Origin of the sequence: Actibacterium ureilyticum, from assembly GCF_002285435.1 — a bacterium.
Classification (GTDB): Bacteria; Pseudomonadota; Alphaproteobacteria; order Rhodobacterales; family Rhodobacteraceae; genus Actibacterium_C; species Actibacterium_C ureilyticum.
The window spans coordinates 43,272-62,450 of sequence record NZ_NSBT01000007.1; the positions used below are offsets into that span (position 1 = coordinate 43,272).

Here is a 19,179-nt window from a genome sequence, read left to right on the forward strand (position 1 = left end):
GCGCAAGGGCGCTCAGATGATCTTGGCCAGCAGGCGCAGCAGGGTTTCCTTTTCCTTTTCGCGCAGCGGCTCCAGCGTTTCGGCGGTGACGCGGATCGCGGCCTCGACCGCCTCGTCGATCAGCGCGACCCCTTCGGGGGTCAGCGATACCAGATGGCGGCGGCGGTCCTGGGGGTCGCGCCGCGTGGCCAGCAGCCCGCGCGCGATCAGCCGGTCGACCACGCCCTTGGTCGTCGCACCGTCCATCGCCACCGACCGGCCCAGGCGGTTCTGCGACACCGGCCCGTCCTCGGCCAGGCGGTGCATGACCGAAAACTGCGTCGTGGTCAGGTTGCCGGGAACGCGGTTCAGGAAGATCGTCGAATTGCGCTGATAGGCCTTGCGCAGCAGAAAGCCGATCTGTTCATCCAGCACGTAACCGTGCTCTGCGCTGGTGCGGGGCTTGATGTCACGGGTCAACGGCGTCTCCTGGGTTCTGCGGGTCCGGGCTTAACCGCCGCCGCCGATCAGGGCAATGGCCCGGCCGCAACCGGCCGGGGCGCGGGCGCCTAGACCGACAGATAGGCATCGCGGATCTCGGGATGCGCCTCGAGCTCGGCAAAGCTGCCGTCGAACTTCTTTTCCCCGCCTTCGATGATGATCGCGCGGTCGGCCACGGCGCGGGCGAAATGCAGGTTCTGCTCCGAGATCATGACCGTCAGCCCTTCCGCCTTGAGCCGCATGATGGTACTGGCCATCTCTTCGACGATCACGGGCGCGATCCCTTCGGACGGTTCATCCAGCAGCAGCAGCAGGGGGTTGCCCATCAACGTGCGGGCGATGGTCAGCATCTGCTGTTCGCCGCCCGACATGTGCTTGCCCCGGTTGCCGCGCCGTTCGGCCAGGTTGGGAAAGATGTCGAACAGCTGCTCGACGCTCCATTCCGGCGCCCCGTCGCGATGCGGCTGGCGCCCGACCTCGAGGTTTTCGGTCACCGTCAGGTCGGTGAAGATCCGGCGATCTTCGGGGACATAGCCGATCCCGGCCTGCGCCACGCGAAAGGCGGGCTTGCCCACCAGATCCTCGCCCTGGAACATCACGCTGCCGGTGCGCGGCCGGACCAGCTGCATCACCGATTTCATCGTGGTCGACTTGCCCGCGCCATTGCGGCCCAGCAGCGCGACGACCTCGCCCCGGCGGACCTCGAAGCTGAGCCCGCCAAGGATGTGGGCCTTGCCGTAATAGCTGTGAATACCCTCGACGCTAAGCATCCTGCGCCTCCTTGAACAGCGTGCCGCCACCCAGATAGACCTCTTGGACCTGGGGGTTGTTGCGCACTTCGGTCGCGTCGCCATCGGCGATCAGTTCGCCCCGGTTCAGCACCATGATGTGATGGGCATGGGCAAAGACCACATCCATGTCATGTTCGGTGAACAGCACCGAAACGCCCTGCGTCCGGACGATATCGGCCACCAGCTGCATCAGCGCGACCCGCGCGGTCGGGGCCATGCCGGCGGTCGGTTCGTCCATCAGCAGCAGCCGTGGCCGGTGGGCCAGCGCGATCGCCAGCTCCAGCCGTTTCAGATCGCCATAGGCCAGGATCGAACAGCTGCGGTCGGCCTGATCCTCCATCGACACGATGCGCAGGAATTCCAGCGCCTCGTCGCGATACAGTTTCCACGCCCGCGGCGCGATGGCGAACAGCCTGTGATGGTGGCTCAGCAGCGCCATCTGCACATTCTCGATCACCGTCATCGACTGATAGGTGCTGGTGATCTGAAAGGTCCGCCCGACGCCCTTGCGCCAGATCTCGCGCGGTTTCTGGCGGGTGATCTTCTGGCCGTCCAGAAAGACCTCTCCGGCGGTCGGTTTCAGCTGGCCCATCAGCATGTTGAAACAGGTCGACTTGCCCGCGCCATTCGGCCCGATCAGCGCCTTCAGCTCACCCTGTTCGACGGTAAACGATACCCCGTTGACCGCCAGAAAGCCGTCATAGGATTTCTTCAGGTTCTCGACTCGCAGGATCTCGGTCATTTCGCGGCCTCTTCTTCCGATCCCCGGATCCGGTTCCAGAAGGTCCGGATCGACCCGACGATGCCCTCGGGTGCGATGATGACGACGGCGATGATCACCAGGCCCAGCAGCAGGCGCCAGTATTCCAGCCGGGTCAGCCAGTCTTCGACGACGGTCATGAACCCCGCGCCGACCACGCCCCCGGCCAGCGTCTTGACCCCGCCCAGGAAGACGACGATCAGCGCATCGAACGAGGCCGCGATTTCCAGCTCGGTCGGAAAGACCGAACCTTTGGAAAAGACGAAGATCCCCCCCGCCAGCCCCGCCATCGCCCCGGCCAGTGCAAAGGCGGCGAACTGGATGCGCTTGACGTTGATGCCCATCGCCTCGGCCTGGCGGGGGCTGTCGCGCCCGGCGCGCAGCGCATAGCCAAAGGGCGCGTGGATGACATGGCGCAAAAACAGGATGCCCCCCACGCCCAGGATCAGGGTGAAATAGTAATAGGACGCGGTTTCGCCCAGCCAGTCCGAGGGCCAGATATTGACCAGCCCGTCATCGCCCCGCGTGACCGCGCGCCACTGATAGGCCAGCGACCAGACAAGCTGGCTGAAGGCCAGCGTCAGCATCGCGAAATAGACCCCGGTCAGCCGGATGCAGAACCAACCGATCGCCAGCGCCAGCAGACCGGCGGCCAGCGGGGCGAACAGGAACGCCAGCTCCATCGGGGTGTCGGTGTGAAAGACCAGCAGCGCCGCGGCATAGGCCCCGCCGCCGAAAAACGCCGCGTGGCCAAAGCTGACCAGCCCGCCCGTGCCAAGGATGAAATGCAGTGACGCCGCGAACAGCGCGAAGACGATCATGTCGATCATCAGGATCAGCATGAACTGATCGGCGAAAACCGGCAGCAGCGCCAGCACCAGCAGCAGCGCGGCCACCAGCGCCTGGCCGACCGGACCATAGGGCCGGATCGGCATGTCGGGTGCGCCGACCTGGCCGTGCTCGCCCGCGACCTCTTCGCGGCCCAGCAGGCCATAGGGCCGGATGATCAGCACCACCGCCATCACGACGAACATCAGCACCAGCGTCGATTGCGGCAGATAGGTCACGCCAAAGACGTTCAGCACCGATATCAGCACCGTGGCGATGAAAGCGCCGGGCAGGCTGCCCATGCCGCCGATCACCACCACCACGAAGACCGCGCCGATGATGTTGAAATCCATCAGCAGGTCGGCACCCCCCTTGGGCAGTTGCAGCGCGCCGCCCCAACCCGCCAGCGCCGAGCCAAGCGCGAAGACCCCGGTAAACAGCCACGCCTGGTTCACACCCAGCGCGCCGACCATTTCGCGGTCCTGCGTCGCGGCGCGCACCAGGATGCCGGCCCGTGTCCGCGCGATCAGGTACCACAGCGCGAACAGGATGAAGGGGGTGATCGCGATGATCACGATGTCATATTTCGGCACCGGCTCGCCAAAGATGCGCCAGACACCTCGCAATCCGGGCGCGCGCGGGCCCAGCCGGTCTTCGGCGCCCCATGTCATCAGCGCCAGGTCCTGGATCACCAGGATGACGCCGAATGTGGCGACCAGCTGGAAAAGCTCGGGCGCGCGATAGATCGGGCGCAGCACCAGCATCTCGACCACCGCGCCGATCAGCCCGACCGCCAGCCCGGTCAGCAGGATCGCGCCCCAGAAGCCAATGGCGCCGGGCAGGATCTGCATCAGGGTGATCCCGATGAAGGCGCCCAGCATATAGAACGAGCCGTGGGCGAAGTTCACGATCCGGGTGACACCGAAGATCAGCGAAAGCCCCGAAGCGACAAGAAACAGCGACGACGCATTGGCGAGGCCGGTCAGGAACTGAGCGAAGAAGAAAGCCATGGCGGGCGAATGGGTCCTTGGTCGACGCCGAAGCGTCGCGGTATCGGGGGTCTGCCGCGTCTGGGGCGCGGCGCGTTGGGCCGTTGCGTGCGGCCCGGCGGGGAAAAACCGCCCCGCCGGGCGCGCGGATCAGTCCGCAGGCCGCATCGCCGTGATCTCTTCATCCGACGGCATGTACCCGTCGGGGCCCTTATACGACCAGTCGACCATCACGCCCTTGCCGTCCTGCAGCGCCAGCGTGCCCACATAGGCGCCCATCGTCGATTGGTTGTCGAGCGACCGATAGGTCAGCGGCCCGATCGGGGTGTCGGGGATCTCCAGCCCCTCGAACGCCGCGATCAGCGCGGGTGTGTCGGTCGAGCCGGCCTTTTCGATGGCCGCGGCCACCGACAGCACGTCCAGATAGCCCACGAGCGAGCCGATCTTGGGCGTTTCGCCGGTTTCGGCCATATAGGCATCGACAAAGGCCTTTTCGGGGGTGCCGTCGGCAAAGCCGTACCAGGGATAGCCGGTGACGAACCAGCCTTCGGGCGCCTCGTCGCCCAGCGGGTCCAGGTATTCCGGCTCGCCCGTCAACAGGCCATAGACATTGCGGCCGTCGAACAGGCCGCGGTCGCCGCCCTCGCGCACGAATTTCGCCAGGTCCGAACCGAAGGTCACGTTATAGATCGCGTCCGGCTTGGCGCGTTCGATCGCCTGAACCTCGGCGCCGGCGTCGATCTTGAAGAGCGCAGGCCATTGTTCGGCGACGAATTCGACCTCGGGCTTCAGCCGTTTCAGGTTTTCCTTGAACGCCGCGACCGCATCCTGCCCATAGGCATAGTTGGGGGCGATGGTGGCGTATTTCACCGCGTCGGTCTTGGCGGCCTCTTCGGCCAGCATGGCGGCCTGAATCCAGGTCGACGCCCGCAGCCGGAACGTGTTGGGATTGCCCGAGTTCCAGACCAGGCTGTCGGCCAGCGGTTCGGCCGCCAGATACAGATACCCTTTCTCGGCGGCGAAGGACGACAGCGCCAGCCCCACATGGGACAGGATCGTGCCGGTCAGCATCACCGCGCCGTCGCGGGTCATCAGCTCTTCGGCGATCTTGACCGCCTCGGCCGGGTCGCCCTGATCGTCGCGATAGATGTATTCCAGCGGCTTGCCCAGCACCCCGCCATCGGCGTTGATCTGCTTCAGCGCCAGCTCGATCCCCTTCTTATAGGGTTCGGCAAAGGCGGCCATGCGCTTGTAATGGTTGATTTCGCCGATCTTGATCGTGTCCTGGGCCCTGACCGCGGCCGGGGCCATTGTCAGGGCGGCGGCAGCGGCAAGGATCATGCGTCGCGTGAAAGTCATGAAGGGTTCTCCTGTTGGGTGGCAGCGTGCTGCCGTTGATCCGGTCTGACGCCGGTTAATCGTGATAGACGAAGGCGGGCGAGGGGTCGCTTGCCAGGTCTTCGGTTCGTTCAAGTTCCAGAAGGTCATTGATCCGCTTGCGATACACAAGCGGCCCCTTGTCGATGGCCAGCCGGATCGGCCGCCGCCGGGCGGGGCGGTCTTCTTCCTCCTGCACGGCTTCCAGGATCTCCTTGTCCTCCTGAAACGCCTTGCGGAACATGGCGTCCATGGTGGTTTCGGCCTGGGGGTCGTCCAGCGCCGTGTTCCGGATATGCAGCCAGCGGTCGATGGTTTCGGTCTCGGTCACGGGGGTGATCAGATGCAGCGCAAAGATGCGGACACCGGCGTTGCGGTCTTCCTCGGCACAGTTTTTCTCGGTTTCGACTGATCCGAAATCGATCACGGCGGTGCAGGGTGTGTAAAGGTAATAGTAATGCCAGCGGTCGACATTGCCGGTAAATCCGCCGAAACCCTTGAAGAAGCCGATCGGTTCGGCATCGCGGATCCAGCGCCAGGCGACGATGGCCTCGCCTTCGGTCTGGACATGCACCGGCACGTTTTCCGACGCCGCATTGCCCAGCGTGGTGGGATGAACGAAGCTGACATGCGCGGGGTCGACCAGGTTTTCGGCCACGTTCAGATAGTTCGATTTCAGGTAGAGCGCGTCGCCGTGATGCACCGCCCAGTCGGGGTCCGAGAATTCGGGCATGTCGAACACCTTGGACGGGTCGGCCTTTTCGGGATCGCCCATCCAGATCCAGACGATGCCGTGGCGTTCCTCGATCGGATAGGCGGTGACATAGGCCGAACGCGGCAGGTTGGTCTGTCCGGGCACGCGGGTACACATGCCCGTGGTGCCGTCGAAGGTCAGCCCGTGATAGCCGCATTGCACCGTGTCGCCGATCCGCTTGCCCCTGGACAGCGGCAACAGCCGGTGCGGGCAGCGATCCTCAAGCGCCGAGACCGTGCCATCGGTCTTGCGGAACATCACGACATGGTCGCCCAGGATGGTAAAGCGTCGGAGCTCGCCGTCGATTTCGGTGGACCAGGCGGCGACATACCAGGCGTTGCGTACGAAATGCGTCATCGGTCTTCCTCCTTGCTTTCCGGGGTCAGCGCAGCCCGTCCGCGCCGGTAATCTCGTCATGTTTCAGCCCGCCGACCCGCGGGTTCGGGCGGCCTGTGATCTGCAATGCGACGGCAACCACAATCTCGTCGGCGCGGGGCGCGTCGGCCAGTTTCAGGGTCATGCCGTCGAAATGGCTGCGCACATAGGCGGCATCCTTGTGCCCCAGCGGAATATGCAGGACATCGCCCGGTCCGCCCATCGCCTTTGACGACGGCACCAGCGCCTTGCCGCCGCCCAGGACCGCGCGCAGCGGCGCCCCCAGCGCGGGGTGCAGCAGGGCGGCGGCGTGTTCCAGCTCGCCCGCCTCGCCCACAAGCGCGGCCTTGCCATAGCCTTGTACCTCGTCGGCGGCACAGCCCAGGGCGGCCAGCGCCTCGGATCCCAGCCGCTCGCCCAGCAGCGCGCCGGTTTCGATCAGATCGTCCAGATCGTCGGCATAGCGACCGGCAAACGGGTCCGCGATCACCGCCGCGGCCAGGGCGCGGCGACTGGGCGGGGCGATCACCCGCCCCATCTCGGTCCGCGTCTCTTCGGCCAGGGTGATGATCCGGCGCAGCTTCATCTCAGCCCGTCTTCCCCCTTCACGTCCCCGGCCGCCAGCCCGCCGACACGGGCATGGATGCGCGGCCCGGTCGTCATCACCAGCACCAACAGGATCTCGTCGGCCTTGGGCGCGTCGGCCAGGCCCACCTCCATCGCGTCGAAATGGCTGCGCACATACGAGGCATTGGTGTGCGTGATCGGAACATCCAGCCGCGTGCCCGGCGCCCCCAGCTTCTTGGTCGATGGCACGATGGCCTTGCTGTCGGCGATCTTGTCACGCATGGCATAGCCGCCGGGCACATGCCAAAGCGCGCCGTGTTCCAGCTCGCCATTGGTGCCGACGATGGCGCCCTTGCCATAGCCTTCGACCACCGACGGATCGCCGCCCAGCGCGTCGATCAGGTCCTGCGCCATCTGCTGGCCCAGCGGCTCCAGATCGGCCATGAAGCCCTGGATATCCTGGACATAGGCCCCGGCAAAGGGGTTGGCGATGACCGCCATACAGGCGGCGCGGCGCAGCGGTGTCTCGGGCGCGGGGCCACCTTCGTGAAAGATGGTTTCCATCAGGATCGCGGTCTTGCGGATCTGCGGCTCAGGCATGGGCCGGTTCCTTTTGTCTTTGTCTGCCGGTGGTTTGGTGGGTCGCGGCGGGGGCGTCGATGGCCGGGCCGATCACGATCCGCCCGCCCTGACAGGCCAGGCAGGCCCCCGCGATCAGCCCCGCCGCGCGATAGGTTTCGGCCAGGGCGCGCCCGGCCTCCAGCGCCTGTCCGATCTCGGCCGTGGACAGGGGCGGGACATCGGTGGTGACCAGCCGCCCGCCCAGGTCGCTGTCGGGCGACAGGGCATCGGCGGGGCTGCGCGCCACGCCGGTATGCCCGGGCAGGTCGACCGCATTGGCGATCAGCGTCGCGGCGGCATCGGCCAGGGCCGCGTTGCGCGCCAGCACGGTCACCGCATCCGCGATACCCATCGAATGCGAGCGCCCCCGCCAGCCCGAGGTCGCAACGCCGCCCACCCCGTCGCGCTGACCGATCCGGGCGCGGGCGCCGGGGGCGGCGGTCAGCGGATCCTCGCAAATCGCCAGCGACAGGGGGCGCGCGCCGGTCCAAAGGGCGATATCGCCGCCATTGTTCACATGGGCCTGTGTCAGCGCGTGGCCGGGGGTCAGGATCGCGGCCAGAACGTGATCGGCAACGGCCCCCGCCACGGCGGCCATCGGCGTGACAAAGGCGGGGCGGAAGGGATCGGTCGCGGCCTGCATCCGGCGCGCGACGGCGCCGGTCGGATCGGCGCCATGCGCTGTGCGCAGCCTTGGCAGTTCGGCCACCAGATCGGTCAGGATCGTCGCAAAGGCCCGACAGGCGCGCGTCTGGGCCGCTTGCATCGCCTGCGCCGGTCCCCGGACGGCAACGATCAGGTCGATGGGCCCGTGGATCAGCCGCAGCGATCCATCCGGCGCGCGGTGCGCGCGGGGGCCTTCGGACCAGGTCATTCCGTCTGCTCCGGCTTGCGGGCACCGGCCACCGGCCAGGGCGCGCCCTGCTTGCGCGGCTCGGTCCGCTGGCCCGACAGGCGGTGATCGTTCTGCCGGCCCTTGGCCCCGCGCAGCGCATCCTGCAACGGCATCACGTAATCCATGTGACCGCCCAACGCCGCGTAATCGTCGGCGCGCATGGTGAATTCGATCGGCGCGACCAGCGCAGGCGTGGGCACATAGCCGAAGGCGTTGCGCGGCATCTGGGTGACATCGGCCATGAAGGTGATCCCGCCGCCCGGCCACATGAAGACCGGCGCGCCGCCCACGGTCACGCGGGTCAGGCGCGACTGGACCGACCGGGTCAGGCCCACGGGGTTTTCGGTGACCCCTGACCGCAGCGATCCACCCGCCCCCGCCATGAACAGGACCGAGGCCAGCGACGGCTCGCAGTTTTCCTCGATCCGGCGGACCGATGGTTTCAGCCGCGCGGGCATGTCCATCTCGACCGGTTCAAGAGCGTCGTTCAGCTGGTAATACGCGGCGTTTTCGCCGGTGGTCGACACCATCAGCAGCGATAGCCCCGGGCGTGCGCCCTGTTCGGGCCGCCATTTGTCCAGGATCGTCAGCGGATCGCTCAGGTCGGTGCCGCCCCAGCCGGTGCCGGGTTCGGCCACCTGGAAATAGCGCCCCGGAGTCGACCGGCGGCCCTTGACCCGGATGCCCGACGGGGCCCAGCCGATGACCTTGCCGGCCTGATGTTCCGACATGACGCCGGTGATGTGGTCGTCGACCACCACCACCTCGTCCACCAGCCCCTTCCACTGTGCCGCGAACATGCCCACGGTGGCCGAGCCACAGCCGACGCGCATCCGCTCTTCGCGCTGGCCATTGACCACGGGCGCCTGTCCCGCCGCGATTTCCAGTTGCGCGCCGCCGTCGATCTCCAGCGCGACGGTCTCGCCATTGCACAGCGCCAGCAGGGTGGAACAGGTGGCGCGGCCCTCTTTCTTGGAGCCACCGGTCAGGTGGTTGACCCCGCCCAGCGACAGCATCTGCGACCCGTATTCCGAGGTCGTGACATGCCCGATCACCTCGCCCTCGGCCCGGACGGGCGCGCATTCGCTGCCCAGATGCCGGTCGGTGTCGATCTTCACCTTGGCCCCGCAATAGGAAAAGATCCCCTCGGTCACCACGGTGATCATGTCCGCGCCCGCCGCCGTGGATGCGACGATGAAGGGCGCCGGTTTATAGTCGGGATAGGTCGTGCCAGAGCCGACAGCGGTGATGAACGTGTCTTCGCCCGATACCAGCTCGCCGTCCCATTCCCGGTCCAGGAACGGCACCAGCGGGGCGTCATCCGGCCGGTTTTCCAGGATCGTCAGCGCGTCCAGCCGCACCAGCTCGCCACCCTCGTTGGCATAGCGGTCACACGCACCCGACCGCCCGTCGGCGATATAGCACATGACCGGACAGGCATCGCAGCGGATCTTCTCCGGCTTGTCGGCACGCTGGCGTTTGGCGGGTGCGTCGGTCACGTTGCGGGCTCCGGTGTCGGGACGGTCCGTGCGGCCGCCTCTGACGGGTTATTCATTTGTACACGAACGCATGTGGATCGTTTGTGTGTCAACAGTTTTGCGAAAGTGCCGGTCATCGATCAGTCCACAAATGCCTTTTCGACCACGAATTCAGCAGGACGGTTGTTGGCGCCTTCCTCTAGCCCGTAATTCAGGCAGATATCGCGGCAATCGGTCAACATTTCCTTCGAGCCGCAGATCATCACCCGGTCATCGGCGGGGCTGATCGGCGGCAGGTCCAGATGCGTATATATCGCGCCGGTGGTGATCAGGTCGGTCAGCCGGCCCTGCACGCCATAGGGTTCGCGGGTGGTGGTATTGAACAGGCGCAGGCGGTCGCGCGCCAGATCGCCGACCAGCGGATCGGCATGGGTGGCGGCGACGATCTGCTGGCCATATGTCAGCTCGGCAACCTGTCGGCAACCGTGGCACAGCAGGACCTGTTCGAACCGCTCATAAGTGTCGGGATCGCGGATCAGCGACGCAAAGGGCGCGATGCCGGTGCCGGTCGACAGCATCCACAGCCGCTTTCCCGGTGTCAGCGCGTCCAGCACCAGCGTGCCGGTTGGCTTCTTGCGCATCAGCACCGTGTCGCCTTCGCGGATCTTTTGCAGATGTTGGGTCAGGGGGCCGTCGGGCACCTTGATCGAATAGAATTCCAGCGTGTCGTCCCAGCTGGGCGAGGCGATGGAATAGGCGCGCATTACCGGGCGTTCGGCATTGGGCAGGCCGATCATCACGAACTCGCCCGAGCGGAACCGGAACGATGCCGGGCGTTCCACCCGGAACCGGAACAGCCGGTCTGTGTAATGCTGGACCTCGGTCACGGCCAGGTCGAAGCACCCGTTGGGAATGGCAAACCCCGCAGGCGCGCCCTGAAGGATCGGTTGGATGGCCGGTTCGGTCATGTCTGAGGTCCCTGTTGCATCATTTCGAGGCATATGCTGCGTGAAAATTCATTCGTATACAAATGAAATTCGTTTTTTGATCCGTTCTGCCCCCGAACCGCACCACGGCGATTGACAACTTTTCGTGCAACTTTCTACGGTGAGCGCATAATGTTTGCATACAAATGAAGATTCACGTCGTTTCAGGAACCACAAGAGGCACCGATGACGCTGTACCGACCCGATTCGCTGGACTCCGCCCTGTCGCTTCTGGGCAAGGGCGGCATGACCGTTCTGGCCGGGGGGACCGATGTCTATCCGGGGCTGCGGGACGGGGCGCCGCCCGCGCATCTGCTCGATATCAGCGGCATCGCGGGGCTGCGCGGCATCGCGCGCGCGGGCGGTCAATGGCGCATCGGCGCGGCGACCACCTGGACCGATGTGATCCGCGCCGACCTGCCGCCGCTGTTCGATGGCCTGAAACTGGCCGCGCGCGAGGTCGGATCGGTGCAGATACAGAACAGCGGCACGGTGGCGGGCAACCTGTGCAACGCCTCGCCCGCGGCGGATGGCGTGCCGGTGCTGATGGCGCTGGATGCGCTGGTCGAGGTTCAGGGCCCCGGCGGATCCCGGCAGGTGCCGCTGACGGATTTCATCGCCGGGCCGCGCGCGGTCGCGCTGGACCCGGGCGAACTGGTGACGGCGGTGCTGATCCCCGACGGTCCGGGGCAGGGCGCCTTTCTGAAGCTGGGCGCGCGCCGGTATCTGGTGATCTCGATCGCGATGGTCGGCGCCGTGATCGCGACCCGGTCGGGCCGCATCGACCGGGCGCGTGTCGCGGTCGGGTCCTGCGGGCCGGTGGCGCGACGCCTGACCGGGGTCGAAACCGCCCTGACGGGGGCTGCGCCGGGGGATGTGGCGCGGCTGGTCGCGGCGGCGGACCTGCCCGAGCTGGCCCCGATCGACGATGTTCGCGCGACCGCCACCTATCGCAATGACGCCGCGCGCACGCTGATCGCCCGCGCCATCCTGATGGCAATGGAGGCCCCCCATGTCGCTTGACGCGCCCGAAGGTCATATCGACCTGACATTGAATGGCGACCGGATCACCGTGCCCGCCGCCGCGACCGACCGCCTGTCGGATGTGCTGCGCGACGGCGCGGGCGCGCTGGATGTAAAGGTGGGCTGCAACGCTGGCGATTGCGGGGCCTGTACCGTGCTGCTGGATGGCGCGCCGGTTTGTGCCTGTGTCACCGCCGCCGGACAGGCCCAGGGTCGCCATGTCGAAACCCAGGCCGGGCTGGTGGCCCACAGCGACACCGCACAGCGCCTGGCCAAGGCGTTCCAACGCCATCAGGCGGCGCAATGCGGCATCTGCACGCCGGGGATGATGGTGTCGGCGGTGGCGCTTCTGCGCTCCGGTGCGACACCGACCGAGGCCCAGGTCGCCGACATGCTGGGCGGTGTGCTGTGCCGCTGTACCGGCTATCGCAAGATCATCGCCGCCGTTCTGGACGCCGCCAGCGACGACGATCCACTGGCCGAGGGCGGCATCGGCCAGCCGGTCGCGCGGCTGGATGGCTGGCCCAAGGTCGCGGGCACCGAACGGTTCGGCGATGACGTTGCCCCGCCCGAGGCGCTGGTGCTGCGGGTGATCCGGTCGCCGTTTCACCGCGCGACATTCCGGTTCGGCGATCTGGACGGCTTTCGCGACCGCACCGGGCTGGACCTGATCCTGACGGCGGCCGACATTCCGGGCGAAAACCGTTTCGGCGTGATCCCGGGGTTCGAGGATCAGCCGGTCTTTGCCGAGCACGAGGCACGGTTCAAGGGCGAGGCCGTCGCCGCCGTCATCGGCCGCAAGGAGGTGATCGCCGCGCTGCCCGATTTCCCGGTGACCTGGCAGGAACGGCGCGCCAACCTGACGCCCGCCGGGGCGGCCAAGGCGGCGATGCTGCATCCCGACCGGGCGGATAACGTGATGTGCCGGGGCTATGTCGCGCGCGGGAATGCCGAAGCGGCACTGGCGCAGGCCGCGCATGTGGTGTCGGGCGATTTCTCGACCGGGTTCATCGAACATGGCTATATCGAGCCCGAGGCGGCCTCGGCCCGGCGGGTGGGCGACCGGATCGAGGTGCACTGCTGCACCCAGGCGCCCTATATGAACCGCGACGAGCTGGCCGGGATCCTGGGCCTGGCGCCCGAGGCGGTGCGCATCCTGCCGACGGCGGTGGGTGGCGGGTTCGGGTCCAAGCTGGATCTGACGGCGCAGCCCTTCGTGGCGCTGGCCGCCTGGATACTGGGGCAGCCCGTGCGGCTGGCCTATAGCCGCAGCGAAAGCATCGCGACCAGCACCAAGCGGCATCCGTCGGAAATCCACATGGAGATCGGCGCCGATGCCACCGGCAGGATCGTCGCCGCGCGGTTCGAGGGCACGTTCAACACCGGCGCCTATGCCAGCTGGGGCCCGACCGTGGCCAATCGGGTGCCGATCCATGCCTCGGGGCCCTATCTGACGCCGAACTATCAGGCGAGATCGACCGGCGTGCACACCAACACCGCCCCTGCCGGTGCCTTTCGCGGCTTTGGCGTGCCGCAATCGGCGGTGGCGCAGGAACAGCTTTACGACCTGCTGGCGGCCCGGCTGGGGATGGACCGCCTGGAATTTCGCCGCCGCAATTGTCTGCGCAATGGCGATCCGACGGTCACCGGCCAGGTCTTCGATACCGGCATGGGGATCGACGCCTGTTTCGATGTGCTGAAACCCCATTGGGACCGGGCGCTGGCCGATGCGGCCACGGCCAATGCGCGCGGCACGCATCTGCGGCGCGGGGTTGCGGTCGCCGGGGGCTGGTACGGCTGTGGCAACACGTCGATGTCCAACCCGTCGACCATCCGGGCGGGGGTGACTTCGGCCGGGGAGATGATGCTGCATCAGGGCGCCGTGGATATCGGGCAGGGGTCGAACACCGTGATCACCCAGATCTTTGCCCAGGCACTGGGCGTGCCGGTGTCACAGGTCACGCTGATCGGCCCCGATACCGACCAGACCCCCGATGCGGGCAAGACATCGGCCAGCCGCCAGACCTTTATCACCGGCAATGCCGCGCGGCTTGCGGGCGCGGCGCTGCGCGCGCAAATTCTGCGGCTGGGCAATGTCGGGGCCGAGGCGACCATCGCCTTCCGCGACGGCGCGGTCGAGCTGTCCGAGGATGGCGTGACCCGCCGGATCGACCTGCCCGCGCGCGATGGTTATGCGCTGGAGGTGGTCGAAAGCTATGACCCGCCGACGCTGCCGCTGGATGAAAACGGCCAGGGCGCGCCCTATGCGGTTTTCGGCACTGCCGCGCAGATGGTCGAGCTTGAGGTCGATACCGAGCTGGGCACCGTCAGGCTGCTGAAAGTGACCGCCGCCCATGATGTCGGCAAGGCGATCAACCCGCTGCTGGTCGAGGGCCAGATCGAGGGCGGGATCGCGCAGGGCATCGGCCTGGCGCTGATGGAGGAATTCCTGCCCGGCCGGACCGAGAACCTGCACGATTACCTGATCCCCACCATGGGCGATGTGCCCGATATCCGGTCGATCATCGTGGAATCGGGGGACGCGCATGGTCCCTATGGCGCCAAGGGCTTGGGCGAACATTGCCTGATCCCGACCGCGCCTGCGGTGCTGAATGCAATCGCGGATGCGACGGGTGCGCGCATCCACCACCTTCCCGCCACCCCCGACCGGGTGCGCGCCGCCATCCTGGCCCGGCGCGACGCGGCAGACAGAGCGACAGAATGACGGAAAAGAACCAGCTGACCGGCAGCTTTGCCGGGATCGATGTGGGCGGAACCTTCACCGATCTTGTCCATTATGACAGCCGCGCCGGGCGCGTTCACCTGGCCAAGGTGCCGACCACGCTGGACAATCAGGCGCACGGCGTGCTGGGCGCGCTGGATGCGGCGGGGGTCGATGCGGCGGCGCTGGATCTGATCGTCCACGGCACCACAACGACGACCAACGCGGTGCTGGAACGGCAGCTGTGCAAGACCGGCCTGATCACCACCCAGGGTTTCCGCGATGTGCTGGAGCTGGGCCGCCGCACGCGCCCCCAGGCCTATGGGATGAAGGGCCAGTTCCGCCCCCTGATCCCGCGCGATCTGCGGCTCGAGGTGCCCGAACGGATGCTGGCCGACGGCTCGGAATACATGCCGCTGGACGAGGACGCCCTGCGCGCCGCGCTGCGCCAGTTGCGCGCGGCCGGGTGCGAGGCGCTGGTGATCCACTTTCTGCACGCCTATGCCAACCCCGCCCACGAGGTCCGCGCCGGCCAGATCGCGCAACAGGAATGGCCCAACGGCAACATCACGCTGGGCCATGCGCTGCTGTCCGAAAGCCGCGAATTCGAACGCGGTGTGACGGCGGCGGTGAATGCGTCGGTCCAGCCGCTGTTGCGGCGCTATGTCGAACGGCTGGCCGACAAGCTGGCCGAACGCGGCTATGCCCGCGATCTGCTGGTGATGAACGGCAATGGCGGGATGGTTTCGGCCCGCATCGTCGCGGAAGAGGCCGCAAAAACCGTCATGTCCGGCCCCGCATCGGGGGTGATGGCGGCGGCCTATACCGGGCGGCGGGCGGGGATCCCCGATCTTCTGACCTATGACATGGGCGGGACATCGACCGATGTCGCGATGATCCGCGGCGCGGATCCGGCGGTCTCGCACGAGATCGAGATCGAATACGCCATGCCGATCCATGTGCCGATGGTCGATGTGCGCACCGTGGGTGCCGGTGGCGGGTCGATCGCGCGGGTCAATCCGGCCGGTCTGTTGCAGATCGGGCCGGACAGCGCGGGGTCCGATCCCGGGCCGATCTGTTACGGCAAGGGCGGCACGGTCCCCACCATTTCGGATGCCAACATGCTGTTGGGGCGGATGAACCCGGCCAAGCTGAACACGATATCGGGGGATGTGTCGATCGACACGATCCGCGACGCGTTCCAGCACAAGCTGGGCGCGCCGCTGGGGCTGGATGCCACACAGGCCGCGGCGGCGGTGCTGCGGATCGCCACGGCCAAGATGGCGGATGCGGTGCGGATGGTGTCGATCTCGCTAGGCGAGGATCCGCGCGATTTCGCGCTGTTCGCCTTTGGCGGCGCCGGGCCGCTGCATGCCTGTGCCATTGCGCGCGAACTGGGCGTTCCGCGTGTCCTGATCCCGGCGCGGCCCGGGATCACCAACGCGCTGGGCTGTGTCGTCGCCGATCTGCGCCACGATTTCGTCCAGACCCTGAACACCCCGCTGGACCAATGCGATATCGACGAGGTCCACGCCGCCTTTGCCCGCCAGATCGACGAGGGCAGGGCCGCCATCGCGCGCGAACGGGTCGAGATCGCCGATCTGCGCCTGATGCATTCGGTCGATATGCAATTCATCGGCCAGACCCACCTGCTGCGCGTGCCGCTGCCCGACGCCACGCCCACGCGCGCGGCGCTGCAATCGCTGTTCGAACAGGCCTATTTCCGGCGGTTTCAGGTCAACCTGCCGGAAATCCGACCCGCGCTGGTCAATGTGAACACCTCGGTCATCGGGCGCCGCCCCGAGGTCGACCTGTCGCTGCTGATCGATGCCGGTGCGCGCAAGGCGACGCTGGCCCAGGCGCAAACCGGCCAGCGCCCGGTCTGGTTCGGCGACTGGATCGAAACGCCGGTCTATTGGCGCGATCACTTGCCCGCCGATGCGGTGCTGACCGGCCCGGCCATCGTGGAACAGATGGATTGTACCCTGGTCATGGAACCCGGCGACCGCGCCGTGCAGGACGCGGATGGCAACCTGATCGTCACCGTAAAAGGCGGAGCAGCCGCATGACCATCGACCCGATCACCCTGACCGTCATCCAGTCGGGCCTGCAACAGGTCTGTGACGAGATGGACCTGAGCTTTTCGCGCGCGGCCTTCTCGCCGGTCATCGCCGAGGCCAACGACCGCTCTGACGGCATATACTCCGCCGAAGACGGCAGCCTGATCGCCCAAGGATCGCAAGGCTTGCCTGTGTTTGTCGGCACGATGCAGTTTTCGACCGCCACGCTGATCGACATGATCGGCCGGGGCCAGGTCATCGCGCCGGAGCCGGGCGATATCTATATCGTTAATGACCCCTATCTGGGCGGCACGCATCTGATGGATGTGCGCTTTGCCATGCCGGTCTGGCGCGACGGCAAGATCTTTTGCTGGCTGTCGAATACCGGGCACTGGCCGGATACCGGCGGTGCGGTGCCGGGCGGCTTTTCCGCATCGGCCACCGCCGTCGAACAAGAGGGGCTGCGCCTGCCGCCCGTGCGGCTGTTCAAGCGCGGAGAGCTGGACCCCGAGATCTATGCCATCATCTGTTCCAACATCCGCGTGGCCGATCAGCGCATCGGCGACGTCAAGGCCCAGGCCGCCGCGCTTTATGTCGGTCAGGCCCGCCTGACCCGGCTGCTGGATCGCTATGGCGACGACACGGTGCAACAGGCCATCGCCGAGCTGCGCCATCGCGCGGCCCAGCAGATGCGGGCGCATATCGCGCGTATCCCGCCGGGCACCTATCGGTCGGTCGCCTATGTCGACAGTGACGGTGTGGTCAATGAACCGCTGGAAATCCGGCTGGCGATCACCGCCGATGGCGAACGGCTGCGGTTCGATTTCACCGGCTCGTCAGCGCCCTGTGCGGGGCCGATGAATTCGGTTCTGGCGACGACCCATTCCTCGGTCTATCTGGCGATGCGGCATATCTTTCCCGATGTGCCGATCAGCGCCGGCGCGTTCGAGCCGCTGGAGATCCTGCGCCCCACCGGCACCTTCCTGGACGCGCAATATCCGCGCCCCGTGTCGGGCTGCGCGGCCGAGGTCAGCCAGCGCATCGCCGAGGCGGTCTTTGCCGCGCTGATCGACCCGTTGCCCGATATCGTCACCGCCGCCCCTGCCGGGTCGTCGGGCAATTTCGCCCTGGGCGGCGAGGTCCCGGACGAGGGGCGAAGCTATGTCATGTACCAGATCTCGGGCGGGGGCTATGGCGGCTATGCGGGCGGCGACGGTATCTCGAACGGCTGTTCGACCATCGGCATCTCGAAATCGCCCCCGGTCGAGATCATGGAGCAGCAGTTCCCGGTCCTCTATCACCGCTATGCCCTGCACGAGGGGTCCGGCGGGGCGGGCAAATACCGTGGCGGCTTCGGACTGGATTACGAGGTCGAGATCCTGCGCGGCACGGCGCGGGCCAGTTTCGTGATGGATCACGGACGGTTCGGCCCGCAGGGCGCGCTGGGCGGCGGCGATGGTGGTGTGAACCGGGTGGTCGTGACCCGCGCCGGCGAACCCTTCGTGCCCGAGCACCTGTCCAAGGCGCAGGATATCGCGCTGAGCGCGGGCGACAGGGTGCGGGTGCGCACCCCGGGCGGTGGCGGCTATGGCAATCCCGCAGAGCGCGATCCCGCCCAGGTGGCAGAGGATGTGCGCCTTGGCCGCTATACCCCCGAAGACGCCGCCAGACTGTTCGGCCCCGCAGCAGGCGACCCCGAAACCTAAGCGTGGCGGCCCGGGCGACCCAGCGGCGTGACAGGCGATGTGGATGTGTAGAGAGTCATCGGATTTGCCCTTTTGCTCCATGGCAACCCCTTGAAAACACAAGAGCCGATTTCGGTTCCGCAACGAGGCGACCCTTTTTCGTCACGAGTTTTCTCCGGGGCGGGCACAGCCCGAGAGGCAGCTATGCGGACGAAGCGGCCGTTGGCTGAATGTCGGCTTTTCGCGCTGGCTCAGAGTTCCACCAAACGCTCTTCGACCGGTGACGACTGGACAATAGACGAATTCGTCGCACCGAAGGGCACGATCCGATCGATGACGGCCTCCATCTCAGCCACGTCTCGGACATGCGCCCGTGCAACGAAGCAATCCTCGCCGGACACGCGATCACAAGCGACAATTTGCGGGGTCTCTTGGATCGCTTCGATCATGTTCTTCATCTCACCCGGCAGCGGACGCGCGCGGATGAGGATCGTCAGACTGTAACCAAGGCAGGCCGGGTCGATGCGCGCACCGTATCCGGTGATTATTCCGACATCCTCAAGCCGTCGCACACGGTCCGCCACGCTCGGGGCAGAAAGACCAACGCGACGCGACAGCTCGGCACGAGGGATACGGGCATCCGCGCAAAGCTCGCGCAGAATCGCGGCGTCGATACTGTCGAGGCTGCTTTCTTCGGATCGAAGGCTATTGATCACTATTTCCTTCTTTCTTTCATGTAATTTAATTATCTGTATATTTAATCTTCATATCGGGATCGGTTTTCACCT

16 protein-coding genes are annotated in these 19,179 nt (G+C 66.6%); 4 read left to right on the forward strand and 12 right to left on the reverse strand.

The genetic code is table 11. The features are described from left to right. Window positions 1-12: 12 nt before the first annotated feature. The 11 genes from CLM60_RS01180 to CLM60_RS01230 form a co-directional block, all read right to left on the reverse strand. Window positions 13-459 carry a MarR family winged helix-turn-helix transcriptional regulator gene (locus CLM60_RS01180; protein ID WP_095587442.1) on the reverse strand — a complete coding sequence of 149 codons (447 nt, stop codon included), beginning with the start codon at window positions 457-459 and terminating at the stop codon, window positions 13-15. Window positions 460-548: 89 nt separating this feature from the next. Then, window positions 549-1,250 carry an ABC transporter ATP-binding protein gene (locus CLM60_RS01185; RefSeq protein ID WP_095587443.1) on the reverse strand — a complete coding sequence of 234 codons (702 nt, stop codon included), beginning with the start codon at window positions 1,248-1,250 and terminating at the stop codon, window positions 549-551. Continuing rightward, window positions 1,243-2,013, reverse strand: coding sequence for an ABC transporter ATP-binding protein (locus CLM60_RS01190; protein ID WP_095587444.1), 771 nt, complete (start codon window positions 2,011-2,013; stop codon window positions 1,243-1,245). Before CLM60_RS01190 ends, CLM60_RS01185 begins: the two co-directional genes overlap by 8 nt. Continuing rightward, window positions 2,010-3,869, reverse strand: coding sequence for an ABC transporter permease (locus tag CLM60_RS01195; protein WP_095587445.1), 1,860 nt, complete (start codon window positions 3,867-3,869; stop codon window positions 2,010-2,012). Before CLM60_RS01195 ends, CLM60_RS01190 begins: the two co-directional genes overlap by 4 nt. Before the next feature lie 129 nt (window positions 3,870-3,998). After that, window positions 3,999-5,207, reverse strand: a complete 1,209-nt coding sequence (locus tag CLM60_RS01200; RefSeq protein ID WP_095587446.1) for an ABC transporter substrate-binding protein — start codon at window positions 5,205-5,207, stop codon at window positions 3,999-4,001. Between the two features lie 55 nt (window positions 5,208-5,262). Next, window positions 5,263-6,336, reverse strand: a complete 1,074-nt coding sequence (locus CLM60_RS01205) for an aromatic ring-hydroxylating dioxygenase subunit alpha (RefSeq protein ID WP_095587447.1) — start codon at window positions 6,334-6,336, stop codon at window positions 5,263-5,265. A gap of 25 nt (window positions 6,337-6,361) precedes the next feature. Continuing rightward, window positions 6,362-6,940, reverse strand: a complete 579-nt coding sequence (locus tag CLM60_RS01210) for an amino acid synthesis family protein (RefSeq protein ID WP_095587448.1) — start codon at window positions 6,938-6,940, stop codon at window positions 6,362-6,364. Next, a complete protein-coding gene (locus CLM60_RS01215) occupies window positions 6,937-7,521 on the reverse strand; it encodes an amino acid synthesis family protein (protein WP_095587449.1) in 585 nt (194 codons plus the stop codon). The genes CLM60_RS01210 and CLM60_RS01215 overlap by 4 nt, the downstream gene beginning before the upstream one ends. Further along, window positions 7,514-8,416, reverse strand: coding sequence for a UPF0280 family protein (locus tag CLM60_RS01220; RefSeq protein ID WP_095587450.1), 903 nt, complete (start codon window positions 8,414-8,416; stop codon window positions 7,514-7,516). The genes CLM60_RS01215 and CLM60_RS01220 overlap by 8 nt, the downstream gene beginning before the upstream one ends. Next, on the reverse strand, window positions 8,413-9,864 hold the full coding sequence (locus CLM60_RS01225; protein WP_245848105.1) for a 6-hydroxynicotinate reductase: 1,452 nt from the start codon (window positions 9,862-9,864) through the stop codon (window positions 8,413-8,415). Before CLM60_RS01225 ends, CLM60_RS01220 begins: the two co-directional genes overlap by 4 nt. A 191-nt stretch (window positions 9,865-10,055) precedes the next feature. Further along, a complete protein-coding gene (locus CLM60_RS01230) occupies window positions 10,056-10,883 on the reverse strand; it encodes a ferredoxin--NADP reductase (protein WP_095587452.1) in 828 nt (275 codons plus the stop codon). Window positions 10,884-11,087: 204 nt separating this feature from the next. Between CLM60_RS01230 and CLM60_RS01235 the strand changes: the two genes are divergently transcribed. The 4 genes from CLM60_RS01235 to CLM60_RS01250 are packed head-to-tail and all read left to right on the forward strand — an operon-like array spanning window position 11,088 to window position 18,412. Further along, complete coding sequence (locus CLM60_RS01235) at window positions 11,088-11,924, forward strand: FAD binding domain-containing protein (protein WP_095587453.1); 837 nt, start codon at window positions 11,088-11,090, stop codon at window positions 11,922-11,924. Continuing rightward, window positions 11,914-14,649 carry a molybdopterin-dependent oxidoreductase gene (locus CLM60_RS01240; protein ID WP_095587454.1) on the forward strand — a complete coding sequence of 912 codons (2,736 nt, stop codon included), beginning with the start codon at window positions 11,914-11,916 and terminating at the stop codon, window positions 14,647-14,649. The genes CLM60_RS01235 and CLM60_RS01240 overlap by 11 nt, the downstream gene beginning before the upstream one ends. Continuing rightward, the gene (locus tag CLM60_RS01245) at window positions 14,646-16,715 is read left to right on the forward strand and encodes a hydantoinase/oxoprolinase family protein (protein WP_095587455.1); all 2,070 of its coding nucleotides are present in this window, start codon (window positions 14,646-14,648) and stop codon (window positions 16,713-16,715) included. Before CLM60_RS01240 ends, CLM60_RS01245 begins: the two co-directional genes overlap by 4 nt. After that, window positions 16,712-18,412, forward strand: a complete 1,701-nt coding sequence (locus CLM60_RS01250; RefSeq protein WP_095587456.1) for a hydantoinase B/oxoprolinase family protein — start codon at window positions 16,712-16,714, stop codon at window positions 18,410-18,412. Before CLM60_RS01245 ends, CLM60_RS01250 begins: the two co-directional genes overlap by 4 nt. A gap of 230 nt (window positions 18,413-18,642) precedes the next feature. On the opposite strand, the gene CLM60_RS01255 is transcribed toward CLM60_RS01250, so the two are convergent. Beyond that, window positions 18,643-19,107, reverse strand: coding sequence for an Lrp/AsnC family transcriptional regulator (locus tag CLM60_RS01255; protein WP_245848101.1), 465 nt, complete (start codon window positions 19,105-19,107; stop codon window positions 18,643-18,645). Between the last annotated feature and the right edge of the window lie 72 nt (window positions 19,108-19,179).